The organism is Pseudoxanthomonas sp. CCNWLW251 (genome assembly GCF_037402255.1).
Lineage (GTDB): Bacteria > Pseudomonadota > Gammaproteobacteria > Xanthomonadales > Xanthomonadaceae > Pseudoxanthomonas_A.
Genome location: NZ_JBBEGA010000001.1, coordinates 794688 through 810415 on the forward strand (window position 1 = coordinate 794688; position 15728 = coordinate 810415).

General features: G+C 65.1%; 12 protein-coding genes and 1 tRNA gene. 5 read left to right on the top strand and 8 right to left on the bottom strand.

Features of this window, described 5'->3' with window-relative positions; genetic code table 11:
• Nucleotides 1-8 precede the first annotated feature (8 nt).
• Nucleotides 9-2804, bottom strand: coding sequence for a TonB-dependent receptor (locus WBN46_RS03775; protein ID WP_337730352.1), 2796 nt, complete (start codon nt 2802-2804; stop codon nt 9-11).
• A 226-nt stretch (nt 2805-3030) separates the two neighbouring features.
• Here WBN46_RS03775 and WBN46_RS03780 point away from each other — a divergent pair, with 226 nt between their 5' ends.
• The 5 genes from WBN46_RS03780 (at nt 3031) to dxs (ending at nt 9660) form a co-directional block, all read left to right on the top strand.
• A complete protein-coding gene (locus tag WBN46_RS03780) occupies nt 3031-4491 on the top strand; it encodes a glycoside hydrolase family 30 beta sandwich domain-containing protein (RefSeq protein ID WP_337730353.1) in 1461 nt (486 codons plus the stop codon).
• 73 nt (nt 4492-4564) lie between these two features.
• A complete protein-coding gene (locus WBN46_RS03785; protein WP_337730354.1) occupies nt 4565-5041 on the top strand; it encodes an LEA type 2 family protein in 477 nt (158 codons plus the stop codon).
• Nucleotides 5042-5081: 40 nt separating this feature from the next.
• A complete protein-coding gene (locus WBN46_RS03790; RefSeq protein ID WP_337730355.1) occupies nt 5082-6875 on the top strand; it encodes an acyl-CoA dehydrogenase C-terminal domain-containing protein in 1794 nt (597 codons plus the stop codon).
• A 96-nt stretch (nt 6876-6971) separates the two neighbouring features.
• Nucleotides 6972-7625 carry an HNH endonuclease gene (locus WBN46_RS03795; protein ID WP_192200495.1) on the top strand — a complete coding sequence of 218 codons (654 nt, stop codon included), beginning with the start codon at nt 6972-6974 and terminating at the stop codon, nt 7623-7625.
• A 127-nt stretch (nt 7626-7752) separates the two neighbouring features.
• Nucleotides 7753-9660 carry a 1-deoxy-D-xylulose-5-phosphate synthase gene (gene dxs, locus WBN46_RS03800; RefSeq protein ID WP_337730356.1) on the top strand — a complete coding sequence of 636 codons (1908 nt, stop codon included), beginning with the start codon at nt 7753-7755 and terminating at the stop codon, nt 9658-9660.
• Between the two features lie 18 nt (nt 9661-9678).
• On the opposite strand, the gene WBN46_RS03805 is transcribed toward dxs, so the two are convergent.
• The 7 genes from WBN46_RS03805 to pheS form a co-directional block, all read right to left on the bottom strand.
• A complete protein-coding gene (locus tag WBN46_RS03805; protein WP_337730357.1) occupies nt 9679-10701 on the bottom strand; it encodes a TraB/GumN family protein in 1023 nt (340 codons plus the stop codon).
• Between the two features lie 89 nt (nt 10702-10790).
• The gene (locus tag WBN46_RS03810; RefSeq protein WP_337730358.1) at nt 10791-11261 is read right to left on the bottom strand and encodes a cupin domain-containing protein; all 471 of its coding nucleotides are present in this window, start codon (nt 11259-11261) and stop codon (nt 10791-10793) included.
• A gap of 102 nt (nt 11262-11363) precedes the next feature.
• Nucleotides 11364-11440 (bottom strand) — tRNA-Pro (locus tag WBN46_RS03815).
• Nucleotides 11441-11526: 86 nt separating this feature from the next.
• Nucleotides 11527-11883, bottom strand: coding sequence for a MerR family transcriptional regulator (locus WBN46_RS03820; protein ID WP_056878218.1), 357 nt, complete (start codon nt 11881-11883; stop codon nt 11527-11529).
• Nucleotides 11864-12163 carry an integration host factor subunit alpha gene (locus WBN46_RS03825; protein ID WP_055936063.1) on the bottom strand — a complete coding sequence of 100 codons (300 nt, stop codon included), beginning with the start codon at nt 12161-12163 and terminating at the stop codon, nt 11864-11866. Before WBN46_RS03825 ends, WBN46_RS03820 begins: the two co-directional genes overlap by 20 nt.
• A gap of 56 nt (nt 12164-12219) precedes the next feature.
• Complete coding sequence (gene pheT / locus WBN46_RS03830; RefSeq protein ID WP_337730359.1) at nt 12220-14613, bottom strand: phenylalanine--tRNA ligase subunit beta; 2394 nt, start codon at nt 14611-14613, stop codon at nt 12220-12222.
• Nucleotides 14614-14699: 86 nt separating this feature from the next.
• Entirely contained in the window at nt 14700-15695 is a 996-nt protein-coding gene (pheS, locus tag WBN46_RS03835; RefSeq protein ID WP_337730360.1) for a phenylalanine--tRNA ligase subunit alpha, read from the bottom strand.
• Nucleotides 15696-15728 lie beyond the last annotated feature (33 nt).

The following is a 15728-nucleotide window of genomic DNA, read 5'->3' on the forward strand; positions in this document are numbered from 1 at the left end:
CTGGCTGGTCACAGCTTGTAGCGGAAGCCCAGCAGGTACTGGCGCCCGTATTCCTTGTACTCCGACGGCAAGTAGATCATCTGATCGATGCCCCCAGCCGTGGTTTCGGTGCGATAGGGCTCGTTGGTCACGTTGTTGACCTGCAACAGAACCGATAGGCCCGACAACTTGCTGTTTTCGGGGAAGTCATAGCCCACCTGCATGTCCATCGTGCGCTCGGCCATCGTGTTCTGATAAATGCGGTCACCGAACAGGGAGGCATACTCACCCCGGTATTCATCACGATAACGCTGGCTGATGCGCGCCGAGAAACCATGCTTCTCGTAATATACGGTGGCATTCGCGACGACTTTCGACAGGCCGGGCAGCGTGTCCGTATCAGATCCACCGGGACCGTCCGGGTCAATGGATGACTCGGTGTAGGACGCATTGAACAACAGGCCGAATCCATCAAGAGCGGGGTGGATCATATCGCCGCCAAGCGCCCCGCTGAGCTCGGCACCCCGCATGTAGCCACCGCTGCCGTTGACCGGCGTGCTGAAATTGCCCCAGTTGGAGATCGGAGTGATGCCGAGGTCGTCATAGCCCGTGAAGTCCCAACGCACGTTCTGCGTGTAGATGTAGGTTTCCAGGTCCTTGTAGAACACCGCCAGCGCGGCATAAGTGGTCGGCCCGAAGTACTTCTCCAATGACAAGTCGTAAGCAGTTGCACGATAGGGCTCCAGCTTGGGATTGCCACCACTGCCACTCCATTCGCGCGTGGTCACATCGACACCCGCCGTGGTGTAGGCACCCATCTGCTCGATGGGGCCGCGCATCAGGGTCTTGGCGGCGGCGAAGCGCAGCAGAAGACCGTCACCAAAGTCTGTAGACAGGTTCATGCTCGGCAGAATGTCGCCGTACGACGTGCCAATGGTCTGGCCGCCGGCGATGACCCATTCATTGCTGACCGCATCGCGGGCAACCGTGGGACCGGTGGAGCTCTGCTCGGAGCGGATGTACTGCACACCGACGTTGCCGCGAAGGCGCACTTCGTCGGTTAGGTCCATGTCTATATTGGCCTTCGCATAGAACGTCTTGATGTCTTCCTCGACACCATAGTTCTTCATCAAATCGTTCTCGCTGGCCTCGTAGCGCAGGTCGTAGTAGCGCCCCAAAAGGTCATGCGCATTGAAGTTGATAACATCGCCCAGTCCGATGAAATCCATCGACGCGTACCCATGCGGCACAGTATCCATTCGCACTGGAGCACGACCGTTCTTCAAGTCGACGTAATGCGCAATGTACTCGCGATCCTTGTTGCGGCGGGTGAAGTTGACGCCTACATCGTAGCTGCGCAAGAAATCCGAGGACTCCACCTGCCGGTTCAGCTCCAGGCGACCCGACTTGAGCGTGTCCTCGGTCCAGGCGCGATCGGTACGACCGTCGCGACCCCATCCCATTGCATCCATGCCGAGGTAGATTTGACTGGGGTCCGTCAGGCCCGGAATGGTGAAATTATTGAAGCCCTTTCCTGTTCGCAAATCGAAATCGATATTCCTGGGCGTCCCAAATGCGGACTGCAGTTCCAGCATCGTGCGCTCGCTCTCGGCGCGCGAGTAGCTGAGATCAGTCTTCAGCGTGTAGATATCGCTCCAGCGGAACGTATTGAGCCAGCCGGCAGAGAACAGCTTGTCGTCGCGCTGATTCGTTTCATTGAGCATGTTCAGCGCACCAACACCGTTGAGCGTTCCGCTCGTCACCACCGGAACACCGCCCACCAACGTAGTGCCCACGTTGCTGTAGGTCACCTGGCCCAACGTGGGGTGGCTGTACCAAGGGTCGTTGTTCCACATGATGCTGTTTTCGGCTTCATTCTGTTCGAACGTGGAGTAATACACATCCAGGATGCTGTGGAACTGCTCGCCCGGCTTGAATTCCAGCACGGCCATGACGCCATCGCGAGTGATATCGCGCGATTTCAATGACGCTTCACCGGCCTGGCGCGCGACGGCATCTGCCGGCTTGCCCGGCTGCGGGGCACCCCATGCATCCGGATTTCCCCACCACCATGCCTTCTCCTGCTGCTCCTGGAAAGGCGAATCCATGCGCGCCACGCCAATGGCGAAACCGATCGTGTCGTCAGCGAACTGATCCACGTACGATGCACTGGCACGATAGCCCTTGTCGCTGCTGCCATCGATCAGTTTGCCCAGCGAGTTGTACTCGCCTTGGCCCGCGAAAGTTACACGACGGCCGTCGAAATCCAGTGGCCGGATCGACTGCATATCGATGGTGCCTGACAGACCCTGCCCCACCAACGTTGCATCCGGTGTCTTGTACACCGTGACGCCATTGATCAGCTCGGCTGGGTACTGGTCCAGTTCCACGCCGCGACTCCCGCCCGTGCTGACCTGCTCGCGACCATTTAGCAACGTGCCGCCGAATTGTTCGGACATGCCACGGATGTGGATCACCTGAGCGCGGCCATCCACTCGCTGCATCGTCAGGCCGGGCAGACGCGAAATGGAGTCCGCGATGCTTATGTCGGGCAGCTTGCCGATATCTTCCGCCGAAACGACCTCCACGATCGACGTGGACTCGTTCTTCGTCTCCACTGCCGTCGCGATGGCGGCACGGATGCCGGTGACCTTCACCGTGTCGAGCGTCTCGACTGTCTGGTCTGCGGCTTGCTCCGCCTGCTGGGCTTGTGCGGCAAGCGGGAACGCCAATGCCAGGCAGCACGCCATGGCCAGCGTCTGCTTGCGCAGGGCGCGACGTCGCGCATGCGGGGCAACACCCGCTGTGGGGTTCGAATGCTTCATCTGGGTCCCTCTCCGACCGTGGTTGACAGCGCTGTCATATACAAGCTCCAATGGACTGTCAACAAATTCCTAACATCCACGACATGCATTCGCGCACACGATTGAATTTGCTCGATGCGCGTCGACTCACACGAGAAATCTCGCTGCAATGCAGCACCCGCTTTGCGCGGAGTCCGGGAGGGGTTCGCCGAAAGCATCGACACCTGCAACAGGAAGGAATCACTGCATGAACACCACGTCCCGGAAGCGCTCCCGCACGCTGCTCACCAGCCTCTTCATGCTGGCCTCGTCCACCGCCCCCTTGGCATCCGCATCGCAGAGGCCGGACGTCGCGGTGTGGATCACCACTGCCGATCACACGATGGCGCTGGCGCCATCAACGCCGGCACGCTTCGGAAAGGATGCCTCCGCAACAACGAAGATCCTTGTCGACGATGCGCAGCGCTACCAGGAAATGGTCGGGTTCGGCGCATCGCTGACCGATTCATCCGCGTGGCTGATCCAGAACAAACTCGACGACCGGCAGCGCGACGCCCTTCTGAAGGAATTGTTCGGGCGCGGGAATGGCGGCCTTGGGCTGAGCTTCTCGCGACTGACCATCGGCGCGTCGGATTTCTCGCGCCACCACTACAGCCTGGCCGACACCCCGGATGGCAAGCCGGATCCCGCCCTGGAGCATTTCAGCATCGCACCGAACCGTGGCGACGTGATCCCGGTGGCGCGCGCGATGCTGGCGATCAATCCACAATTGAAGATCATGGCGTCGCCGTGGAGCGCGCCTGGCTGGATGAAGGACAGCAACAGCCTGATCCAGGGTCGCCTGCTGCCGGAGTACTACGATGCATTCTCGCGCTACCTGCTGAAGTATGTGGATGCCTACGCTGCCGAAGGCATCCCGATCTTCGCGCTCACCGTACAGAATGAACCGGACTACGAACCCAAGGACTATCCCGGGATGCGGATCAATGCGCCGGCGCGCGCGCGACTGATCGGCGACCATCTCGGGCCGATGATCGCGGCACGCGGCACCGGCCCGCTGATCTTCGACTGGGACCACAACTGGGACAAACCGGAAGAACCGCTCGGCGTGCTGTCCGACCCGAAGGCGAATCCGCATGTCGATGCCGTCGCCTGGCACTGCTATGGCGGTGAAGTCTCCGCACAGACCCCCGTGCGTGATGCGTTTCCCGACAAGGACGCGTACATGACCGAGTGTTCCGGCGGCGACTGGGAGCCGGTGCGCAGCGGGGGACTGCCCTTACAGATGAAGAACATCATCATCCGCAGCGCGAGGCACTGGGCCCGCGGCGCCCTGTTCTGGAACCTGGCACTGGACGAGAACAACGGTCCCTATGCGGGGGGCTGCCATACCTGCCGCGGCGTGGTCACCATCGACTCCCGCACCGGCGCGGTCACCCGCACCGATGAGTACTACGCACTGGCGCACGCGAGCCGCTTCGTGCGTCCCGGGGCCCGCCGGATCGCCTCCAGCGATGCCATCGCCGGCCTGGACAACGTGGCTTTCCGCAATGCCGACGATGGGTCGCTGGTCCTGCTGGTGGCCAATGAAGCCAAGCAGCCGCGCCACTTCTCGGTGGCACACGCCGGGCACGCGTTCGGCTACACGCTACCCGCCCGGAGCGTGGCGACCTTCGTCTGGAAGCCTGACGCAGTGCAACAGGACTGAGGTCGATGGCATCGTGTCATCCGGGGCGCCATACGCCGTAGTATCCTGCCGTCTTCTCCCATGGAGCAGCGGCATGACGAGGCGTATTTCCCTGTTGGCCCTTCTGGCGGCAACCGCGCTGCTGGCAGGTTGCGGCGATGGCATGGTCCGACGCGTTTCCGATCCCGCCGTCAGCGTGCAGCAGCTCACGGTGAAGGCCGACGGCCAGTGGTCCGTGGACCTGCGCCTGCAGAACTACAGCAGCATTCCGATGCGTTTCGACACCGTCGAGGTGGACGTGCAGGTCGGCGACCAGAGCGCGGGCAAGCTGCACGCCACGCCAGGCCTTTCCGTGGGACCCGAATCGGCCGACGTGGTTACGGTGGCATTCGCACCCAACAGCGCCGGCCGCATCGTGGTGGCCGATGCCCTCGCTGGTCGCCGCGCCCTGCCCTACGCATTGAAAGGCAGTGCCAGTGCGACGCCGGAAGAAGCGAAACCCCGCACGTTCGACATCGATGCCCGCAGCACACTGAACCCGGTCCCCGGCCTGGACGGCGTGCTGCGCTGAGCTACGCCGCCTCCCTCTACATGCCTTTTCGAGAACCTGCATGCCTGCGTCCTACAAAGCTCCCCTGACCGATCTCCGCTTCGCCCTGTACGACGTGCTGGGCGTGGAACCCTTGTTCCAACGCCTGGGCTACACCGAGGCGACGCGCGACATCCTCGATGCCGTGCTGGATGAAGCTGCCCGCTTCGCCGAGACCGTGCTGGCACCGCTCAACAGCGTCGGCGACGAAGTCGGCAGTACGTTCGACAAGGCCACCGGCGAGGTCACCACGCCCCCCGGTTTCAAGGCGGCGTATGCGCAGTTCGTCGAGGGCGGCTGGACCGGCCTGACCGCCTCGCCCGACTTCGGCGGACAGGGCCTGCCGCATACGATGGGCGTGCCGCTCAACGAACTGGTGAATGCCAGCAACCTGGCGTGGGGCAATTTCCCGCTGCTGTCGCACGGCGCTGTCGAAGCCCTCAAGCACCATGGCGAAGACTGGCAGCGCGAGGTCTTCCTGAAGCCGCTGGTCGAGGGCCGCTGGACCGGCACCATGTGCCTGACCGAACCGCATTGCGGCACCGACCTGGGTCTGTTGAAGACAAAGGCGGAACCGAACGCCGACGGCAGTTACGCCATCACCGGCACCAAGATCTTCATCACCGCGGGCGAGCACGACTTCACCGACAACATCGTGCACCTTGTGCTGGCGAAACTGCCCGATGCCCCGCCGGGCGCCAAGGGCATTTCGCTGTTCGTCACGCCGAAGTTCAAGGTCGCTCGCGATGGCAGCGTGGGCGAACGCAACGCAGTGCATTGCGGCTCCATCGAACACAAGATGGGCATCAAGGCATCGGTGACCTGCGTGATGAACTTCGATGGCGCGCAGGGCTATCTGGTGGGCCAGCCGCACAAGGGCCTGCAGGCGATGTTCACCATGATGAACACCGCACGCCTCGGCGTGGGCCTGCAGGGCATCGGCCTGAGCGAGCGCGCATACCAGAATGCGTTGCGCTACGCGCGTGAACGCCTGCAGACGCGCTCACTGAGCGGCCCGAAGGCCCCTGACAAGCCCGCCGACCCGATCATCGTCCATCCGGACGTGCGCCGCATGCTGCTGACGGTCAAGTCGTTGGTGGAAGGCAGCCGCCTGCTCGCATTGCATGCCGGCACGCTGATCGATGTCGCGAACCACGCAGAGGACCCGGCGGAACGCGAGCGCGCGGACACACTCGTCAGCTTCCTGACGCCGATCTCCAAGGCCTGCCAGACCGAATGGGGCATCGAGAACACCTACCATGCGCTGCAGTGCTTCGGCGGCCACGGCTACATCCACGAGCACGGCATGGAGCAGCTGGCGCGCGATGCGCGCATCACCACGCTGTACGAGGGCACGACCGGCATCCAGGCGCTGGACCTGATGGGCCGCAAGACGGCGTCGACACAGGCTGCGGGCCTGAAGCTGTTCCTGGCCGATGTGCACGCCTTCGCACAGACCCACAAGGACGACGCTGCGCTGCGCGAGTTCATCGACCCGCTGCAGCAGAAGGCGGCCGAGTGGGCGGCACTGACGAAGAAGGTGCTCGAGCGTGCTGCAGCGAACCCGGAAGAGATCGGCGCGGCCAGCACGGACTACCTGTTCTACTCCGGCTACGTGGTGCTGGCCTACTGGTGGGCCCGCAGCGTGGCTGCGGCCGACGCATCCGCGCATGGCGATGCCTTCAGGCAGGCGAAGCGCGAAACCGCGCGCTTCTATTTCGGTCGCATCCTGCCGCGCACGCTGGCGCACGCGGCCGCCATCGAATCCGGGGCAGACACGCTGATGGCGATGGATGCCGAGCGCTTCGGCGACTGATCCGGGCAGTGGAGGAGCGCGGTCGGCGCGCTCCTCCGACGAAATGCCTGCGCGATATACACATTTCGTCAACATTTGGGTATAACCTGCTCCTCCATGGAAGCAGACAGAGCTCAGCTTCACCTGGTCCGGACCGGTCCCCATCATTCACCGGTCCCGTCTCCGTCGTCCCCCCGTCCACATCCCGCCGCCTTGCGACTGCTGTCGCTCGACGCGCACGGCCGCGTGCTCGACTGGATCAACTGGCAGGACGCCACCTGCCTGTACGCCCGCGGGGCCGTGGCATGGACGCTCGGTGATCCCTGCCTGCACGTGCGCGGAGGTCTCTCCCGGCTTACCGGCGAGCAGAGCCTGATCGAACTGCACCCCATCGTCGCGTCCCGCGGACATGCCCGTGCACATGCGCTCTCGCCCACGCCCACGCTGACCAATACCGCGCTGTTCGCCCGCGACGCACACCTGTGCCTGTACTGCGGGCATGAGTACTCGCGTCCGCACCTGACCCGCGACCACGTGCTGCCGCTGTCCAAGGGCGGCCGGGACATCTGGGAAAACGTGGTGACGGCCTGCTTCCACTGCAATTCGCGCAAGAGCAACCGCACGCCGCAACAGGCGCACATGCCCCTGCTCGCCGTGCCGTACCGGCCCAGCTGGATCGAGCACCTGATCCTGTCCAACCGCAACATCCTGGCGGACCAGATGGCCTTCCTGAAGGCGCAACTGCCCAGGAAGTCCAAGCTCTCCGCCTGAACGTGGCGCCTCGCCTTCACGGCGATTGCTGAACCGACCCGGCCGACCACACGCCTGCTTCACGCGCTTGCTTGCCCCACTTCACATCGGGGGGGGACAATAACGGCTCAGACGAAGCTTGCGCCCGATGATCGACCCCGACCGCTACCCCCGCCTTTCCCGCATCCAGATCCCGGCCGATCTGCGCCAGTTCGATGAATCCGAACTGCCCGCGATCGCGGAGGAACTGCGTGGCTACCTGATCGAGTCGGTGGGCCGGAGCGGCGGGCATTTCGGTGCGGGACTGGGGGTCATCGAACTGACGGTCGCGCTGCATTACCTGTTCGAGACACCACGTGACCGGCTGGTGTGGGACGTGGGCCACCAGACCTACCCGCACAAGATCCTGACCGGCCGCCGCGACACCATCCACACGGTCAAGCAGAAGGATGGCGTGGCGCCGTTCCCGAAGCGTGAGGAAAGCGAGTACGACACGTTCGGCGTGGGCCATTCCTCCACGTCCATTTCCGCTGCGCTCGGCATGGCCATCGCACTCGCACAACAGGGCGACGACCGCAAGGTGGTGGCGGTGATCGGCGATGGCGCGATGACCGCCGGCATGGCGTTCGAGGCACTCAACCACGCCGGCGGCATGGAGCCCGAGCCGAACCTGCTGGTGATCCTCAACGACAACCAGATGTCGATCTCCGAAAACGTCGGCGGATTGACCAAGATGCTGGGCCGCCTGAGCAGCAGCCGTACCCTCAATGCGTTGCGCGAGGGCGGCAAGAAGCTGCTCGGCGACAAGAAGAAGCCGCCCGCCCGCTTCATGCGTCGCTGGGAAGAGCACTGGAAGGGCATGTTCGTGCCGTCCACGCTGTTCGAGCAGATGGGCTTCCACTACACCGGCCCGATCGACGGCCACGATGTGGAGGCACTGGTTGGCGCGTTGAAGACGCTGAAGACCCTCAAGGGTCCGCAGTTGCTCCACATCCTGACCACCAAGGGCAAAGGCTACGAACTGGCCGAAGGCGACCAGATCGGCTATCACGCGGTGGGGCCATTCGATCCGGAGAAAGGCCTGGTCAGCAAGGGCGGCGCGAAGAAGCCCACCTACACCGACATCTTCAGCGACTGGCTGTGCGACATGGCCGCCGCGGAGCCGAAACTCCTGGGGATCACTCCGGCGATGCGAGAAGGCTCGGGCCTGGTGCGCTTCAGCAAGGAGTATCCCGAGCGCTACTTCGACGTCGCCATCGCCGAGCAGCATGCGGTGACGCTGGCGGCCGGCATGGCCTGCGAAGGCAGCAAGCCGGTGGTCGCGATCTATTCCACCTTTCTGCAGCGCGGCTATGACCAGCTCGTGCACGACGTGGCCATCCAGAAGCTCGATGTCCTGTTCGCCATCGACCGCGGCGGCGTGGTCGGGCCGGACGGCGCCACGCATGGCGGCAACCTGGACCTGAGCTACCTGCGCTGCGTGCCGCACATGGTGGTGATGGCGCCGGCGGACGAGAACGAGTGCCGGCAGATGCTGAGCACCGGCTACCACTTCAACGGACCGGCGGCCGTGCGCTACCCGCGCGGCACCGGCCCGGGCGTAGCCATCGAGTCGAACCTGGACACGCTGCCGATCGGCAAGGCGGACCTGCGCATGCGTGGCAGTCGCGTCGCGTTGCTCGCGTTCGGCTCCACCGTGACGGCGGCGGAAGACGCTGGCCGCGCGCTGGGCCTGACCGTGGTGAACATGCGCTTCGTGAAGCCGCTGGATCGTGCGCTGCTGATGGACCTCGCCAAGAGCCACGAGGGTTTCGTCACCATCGAGGACAACGTCGTGATGGGTGGCGCGGGTTCCGGCGTGGCCGAGCTCCTGAGCGCCGAAGGCGTGACGTTGCCCGTGCTGCATCTCGGCCTGCCGGACGAATTCCAGCACCACGCCAGCCGCGAGGACCTGCTGGCCGAAGCCGGCATCGATGCAGCCGGCATCCGTGCCAGCGTGCTGAAGCGCTGGCCGCAACTTGGCGCAGGCCAGCCCGCACTCACTGCGGCAGGCTGATCGCTCCATGGCGCCCGATCATTCGGGTGCTTCCACCTCGTAACCCCTGGCCTGCAGGGCGGCCAGATAGCCGCCCGGCTTGACCAGCTGCCAGACCGGCAAGGTGGCGAACGTGATGCGGTTCTTTTCCAGTGCCCCCTCGGCGACGTCCATCCAGCGCGCCTGCATGCGGGCCTCGACGTCGGAGATGCCGCGCTTGCGCGCCGTTTCGGTGTTGAACCAGGCCGTGGCGCACGCATGCTGCCAATCCTGTCTTGAACTCGAGCGCAGCGCGGGCCAGTCGCCCACCGCCCACGCATTGGCCCGCGCCGCCACCTGTGGCAGATCGCGTTCGATGACATCCAGCGTCCTGCTGAAGCAGACCAGGTCTTCGGGCTTGAGCGTTTCCTTCCGGAAATCCGCCAACGCGGCGCGTGGATCTTCCAGCTTGAGCTTCAGCAACGTGGGAGTGCGCTTCATCTTGCGCTGTTTCAGCGCTGCGTCGATGACAGGATCGATGACTCCGCCCTCGCGCAGGCCGGAATCGGACAGCGCTTCGGTGTAGAGCTGGTAAGCGGCGATCAACGGGCGCTTCTTCTCTACACCGCCATCGCGCCCCATGTACCGCTGCTTGAGCGCACTCCAGCGAGCATAGAGATCCGCAGGCAGGACTTCCTGGAGTTTCTGCCCGTCCGGATTCCTGGAGGCTTTCATGGCCGAAGGCAGCAGCGTCAGTCCCCGGAAGAAGCCGACGTCGGCATCAACGGTGATGCCGGGCGAAGCCAGTACTTCATCCGCGATCTGCAGGACCTGGTCGACCTCGTCCGATCGCCAGGTGATGTGCTTCGGCAGCGGTGACTGGGTTCCCAGCACGTACAGCAGATGGTCGCCACGACGCACCTTCCACAGGCCCGGCCCCGGCTGCACGCCCGCCACGACGACGGCATCCATCTCAATCACGCCAGTCTCCGCTGCGGCCGGCGCTTCCCCGGCCTCCTGCGCACCTGCGCCCGGCACGATCAACAACGATACGCACAGCATCCCGTAAAGCGACAGACGCATCCCTGAGACTCCATCGGAGGAATCCGCCAGAGTGTGCCGTCGGCAACCACGCATCGTGCGCGACGGCACGTTGCCGCGGGGGGATTCGTTCAGGCGACTTTGCCGCCGGCCTCGCGCAGCGTGCGTTCGGCATCGCTGCCGCTCTGCATCAGTTCGAAACCTTTCCAGCTGAAACCCGGCGACACGGAGCAATCCACCAGGGTGAAGTGGCCAAGCGAGCGCGCGCTCTGCCACACGCCCGCCGGGACCACCTGGCTGGACTGTCCCCCGCGGGCCGACGTATCCAGTTGTACACGGGTCAACGTGCGCTGCTCCGGATCGAACATCGACAGTTCCATCGCATTTCCTTCGTGCCAGTCCCAGACCTCGGTCGCGTCAACACGATGCCAGCGCGTCACGACGCCTTCGGGCAACAGGAACTTGATGGCGGTGAGGGTGGGCCGCTCGATCCCGTTCACCTCCGTGCGCTTGGTCGATTCGTAGACGCGACGGAAGTGCCCGCCCTCGGGATGCGGTACCAACTGCAACGTGCGGATCAGCTCTTCGGCGCGTGGGTGCATGGGCCTTCCTGTACACGATGGACGGGACCAGCCATCGCCAGCGGCGCGCGGCGGGCACAAAAAAGCCCACGCGTGAGCGCAGGCTTGATGTCGAACCGCGATTGGTCGGGACGGCCGGATTTGAACCGACGACCCTCTGCCCCCCAGGCAGATGCGCTACCAGGCTGCGCTACGCCCCGAATCTCGCGGATCGGCCCGCCTTGCGACGGGTCGCGCATTATAGCCGGAATTCCTCGGCGTCTCCCAGCAGGAGCGCCGCCATGCATCACCGGCGAAGCAACTGCAGGATTTCTTCCAGTTCCATGCGCACCTGGCGCACGATCTGGTGGCTCAACGCAGCCTCTTGCTTGGCACCCTCACCCTCCAGGCGCAGGCGCGCACCGCCGATCGTGTAGCCCTGTTCGTACAGCAGGCTGCGGATCTGCCGCACCATCAGCACGTCATGGCGCTGGTAGTAGCGCCGGTTGCCGCGGCGCTTAGCGGGTTCGAGGCTGGGGAATTCCGTCTCCCAGTACCGCAGTACGTGCGGCTTCACGTCGCACAGTTCACTGACCTCACCGATGGTGAAGTAGCGCTTGGCCGGGATCGGCGGAAGCTCGCGGTTACTGCCCGGATCCAGCATAGGTCTCCACCCGCTCCTTGAGTTTCTGGCCCGGCCGGAAGGTCACCACCGTCCGTGCCGAGATCGGGATTTCCTCACCGGTCTTGGGGTTGCGGCCGGGACGCTGGTTCTTGCGGCGCAGGTCGAAATTGCCGAACCCCGACAGCTTCACCTGCCGGCCCTGTTCCAGGGCCTCGCGCAGCACGTCGAAGTAGGCGTCGACGAATTCCTTCGCCTCGCGCTTGTTCAGGCCGACCTCGTCGAACAGACGCTCGGCCATCTCCGCCTTCGTCAATGCCATGGACTACTGCATCCCCATTGCGGCCGTCACCGGCCCTGCCACTGCCTTCATATCGGTCATCCGCGGATCTTCGCGCCATGCGAAGCGCTGATCGCGGCCACGACGGCCGCCACTACCTGCGCCACGTCGTCTTCTGTGAGAGTGCGTGAGTTGTCCTGCAAAATCAAGCCCATAGCGAGACTCTTTTGACCTGATTCGACCCCCTGCCCGACATACCGGTCGAACAACTGGACATCGCGCAGCAGCGGCCCTGCGGCAGCTTTCACCGTATCGCCAAGCGCTGCCCAGGACACCTCCTCGGCGACGACGAACGCGAGGTCCCTGCGGACGGACGGGTACCGGGACAGCTCCGTGGCGCGCGGCAACGCACGCGCGGTCAGCGGGCCCAGATCCAGTTCGAACGCGACCACGTCGGCGTCCAGGTCCCACTGGCGCTGCAGGCGCGGATGCAGTTGCCCGATCCAGCCGATGCAGGCGCCATCGCGGTAGATGTCGGCCGAGCGGCCGGGGTGGCCGTGAGCGGCACGCGAGGGGCGGAATTCGAGGGTGGCGCCGGCCAGTGCCGCCGCGCTCTCGAGGTCGCCCTTGAGGTCATGGAAATCGACCTTGCGCGAAGGGGCGCCCCACTGCTCGGCCGCCGCCTCGCCAGTGATCGCGGCGGCAAGGCGCAGCGATTCGACCGGCGCACCGCCCGCCTGCGTTGGCGCATGGAACACGTTGCCGATCTCGAACAGGCGGACCCGTCCGGCCTGGCGCGCGGCGTTGCGCTGCAACGCTGCCACCAGCCCGGGCAGCAGTCGCGTACGCATCACCGCCAGCTCGGCGCTGAGCGGGTTCGCCAGCGGCACGGCACCATCGGCCGCGTTCCACTGCGCCAGCCATTGGGCATCGACGAAAGCGAAATTGACTGTTTCCAGATAGTCGCGGGCCGCCAGATGCCGACGCACGGTGCCGGCCTCGACGCGGGTCTCACTCGGGGCCGCGATGCGTATCGCACCACCCGGCAGCGTGGTCGGCACGCGGTCGTAGCCGTGGATGCGTGCCAGTTCCTCGATCAGGTCCTCCTCGATGGCGATGTCGAAGCGCCGGCTGGGCGCAACCACGCTCCAACCGTCGGCGACGGCCACGACCTGCAAGCCCAGCGCGTGCAGGATGCGTTCGATCTCCAGGTCCGGAATCTCGACGCCCAGCACGCGTGCGACACGCGCACGGCGCAACAGGATGCTCGCCGGCTTCGGCAGATGTTCGGGCAGGTCCGCCTGGGTGACCGGACCCGGGACGCCACGGGCGACGTCCATGATCAGCCGGGTGGCGTACTCCACGGCAATGCGCGGCAACTCGGGGTCGACGCCGCGCTCGAAGCGATGGCCGGCATCCGTGTGCAGGCCGAGCTTGCGGCTGCGACCGATGATCGCCGAGGGAATCCAGTGCGCGGCCTCGAGGAACACATTGCGGGTGGCATCGGTGACGCGGGTGTCGTGGCCGCCCATGATGCCGCCCAGCGCGACAGCGCGCGCTGCGCGACCGCCCCGGCCGTCGGAAACGGTCAGGAACTCCTCATCGAGCGTCACGGTGCGCCCGTCGAGCAGCGCGAGCGTCTCGCCTGCCCGCGCGGGACGCACGACAATGCCACCTTCCAGCGTGTCCTTGTCGAAGGCATGCATCGGCTGGCCGAGTTCCAGCATGACGTACTGGGTGACATCGACGAGGAAGCTGATCGGTCGTACACCACTGCGACGGAGACGCTCCACCATCCACACCGGCGTCAGCGCCGTCGCGTCGACACCTTCGATCACCCGACCGACGAAGCGCGGCACGCGTTCACCTGCATCCAGTTCGACGCTGAGTTCCGACTGGCTTTGCGCCGGCACCGGCGCGGCATCGAGCGGCTTCACCTCGCTGCCCAGCGAGGCGGCGACGTCATAGGCGATGCCGCGCACGCTGAAACAATCAGCGCGGTTCGGCGTCAGCTTGATTTCGATGCTGGCATCCGGCAGGCCCAGATAATCGGCGATCGGCGTACCGACCGGCGCATCGGCAGGCAGTTCCAGCAGGCCGGAGGCGTCCGCATCGATGCCCAGTTCCTTGGCCGAGCACAGCATGCCGTTGGACTCGACGCCGCGCAGCTTGGCGGCCTTGATCGCGATGCCGCCCACGTTGGCACCCACCATCGCCAGCGGCGCCAGCAGGCCGGGACGCGCATTCGGCGCCCCGCAGACGATCTGCAGCAGAGCGCCCTGCCCTGCGTCCACCTGGCAGACCTGCAGGCGGTCCGCTTCGGGATGCTTGGCGCACTCGACGATGCGCGCGACCACCACACACGCCAGTCCATCGCCCAGGGCGGTGACCTCTTCGACCTCCAGGCCGATGGCGGTCAATGTGGCCGCCAGCTCCGCGCGGGTAGCCTGGGTCGGAACGTGGCTGCGCAACCAGTTTTCAGAGAACTTCATCGTTCGTGATCCGTAGGGCGGGCCATGGCCCGCCGTCGTCATGTATCAGGTGTCGTGATGCCGGAACTGCGGTGGGCGCGAGCCCGTTACGCGAACTGGCGCAGGAACCGCACGTCGTTCTCGAAGAACGCACGCAGGTCGTTGACGCCATAGCGCAGCATCGCGAAGCGCTCCACGCCGAGGCCGAATGCGAAGCCGGTGTAGCGCTCCGGATCGATGCCGCAGTTGCGCAGCACGTTGGGATGCACCATGCCGCAGCCCAGCACTTCCAGCCAGCGCGTGCTGCCATCGGGCTGCTGCCAGGCGATGTCGACCTCGGCGCCCGGTTCCACGAACGGGAAGTAGCTGGGACGGAAGCGCATCTCGAAATCGCGCTCGAAGAACGCGCGCACGAACTCGGCCAGCGTGCCCTTGAGGTCGGCGAAGGTGGAATGCTCGTCCACCAGCAGGCCTTCGACCTGGTGGAACATCGGCGAATGCGTCTGGTCGCTGTCGCTGCGATAGACCTTGCCGGCCGCGATCATGCGCAGCGGCGGCTGGTGCGAATCCATGTAGCGCACCTGCACGCCGGAGGTGTGCGTGCGCAACAGGCGACCGTCGCCGAAATAGAACGTATCGTGCATGGCGCGCGCCGGATGGTGCGGCGGGAAGTTCAGCGCCTCGAAATTGTGCCAGTCGTCCTCGATCTCGGGGCCATCGGCCAGTTCATAGCCCAGGCGGCCGAAGATGTCGGCGATGCGCTCCAGCGTGCGGCTGATCGGATGCAGGCCGCCGCGTGTACCGTTGCGGCCGGGCAGCGTGACGTCGACGGTTTCGCCGGCCAGGCGGGCATCCAGTGCAGCGTCTTCCAGCACGGCCTTGCGCGTGGACAGCGCATCACCGATGGCATCGCGCGCCCGATTGATGGCTTCGCCCGCAGCCTTGCGCTGATCGGCGGGCAGTGCGCCCAGTTGCTTCAGCTGCGTGGTGACGCTGCCGTTCTTGCCCAGCAGCGCGACGCGCAGGTGCTCCAGCGCATCGGGCGAAGGCGCGGCGGCGATGTCGGCCAGCGCCTGGGTGGACAGGGATTCGATATCGCTCATTGGATGTCCATGAGAGGAGGCCATCTTATGGGA

Bases quoted from the DNA above. Each gene is read 5' to 3' on its own strand.
- WBN46_RS03775 (WP_337730352.1), bottom strand. From the start codon at position 2,804: ATGAAGCATTCGAACCCCACAGCGGGTGTTGCCCCGCATGCGCGACGT.
- WBN46_RS03780 (WP_337730353.1), top strand. From the start codon at position 3,031: ATGAACACCACGTCCCGGAAGCGCTCCCGCACGCTGCTCACCAGCCTC.
- WBN46_RS03785 (WP_337730354.1), top strand. From the start codon at position 4,565: ATGACGAGGCGTATTTCCCTGTTGGCCCTTCTGGCGGCAACCGCGCTG.
- WBN46_RS03790 (WP_337730355.1), top strand. From the start codon at position 5,082: ATGCCTGCGTCCTACAAAGCTCCCCTGACCGATCTCCGCTTCGCCCTG.
- WBN46_RS03795 (WP_192200495.1), top strand. From the start codon at position 6,972: ATGGAAGCAGACAGAGCTCAGCTTCACCTGGTCCGGACCGGTCCCCAT.
- dxs (WP_337730356.1), top strand. From the start codon at position 7,753: ATGATCGACCCCGACCGCTACCCCCGCCTTTCCCGCATCCAGATCCCG.
- WBN46_RS03805 (WP_337730357.1), bottom strand. From the start codon at position 10,701: ATGCGTCTGTCGCTTTACGGGATGCTGTGCGTATCGTTGTTGATCGTG.
- WBN46_RS03810 (WP_337730358.1), bottom strand. From the start codon at position 11,261: ATGCACCCACGCGCCGAAGAGCTGATCCGCACGTTGCAGTTGGTACCG.
- WBN46_RS03820 (WP_056878218.1), bottom strand. From the start codon at position 11,883: ATGCTGGATCCGGGCAGTAACCGCGAGCTTCCGCCGATCCCGGCCAAG.
- WBN46_RS03825 (WP_055936063.1), bottom strand. From the start codon at position 12,163: ATGGCATTGACGAAGGCGGAGATGGCCGAGCGTCTGTTCGACGAGGTC.
- pheT (WP_337730359.1), bottom strand. From the start codon at position 14,613: ATGAAGTTCTCTGAAAACTGGTTGCGCAGCCACGTTCCGACCCAGGCT.
- pheS (WP_337730360.1), bottom strand. From the start codon at position 15,695: ATGAGCGATATCGAATCCCTGTCCACCCAGGCGCTGGCCGACATCGCC.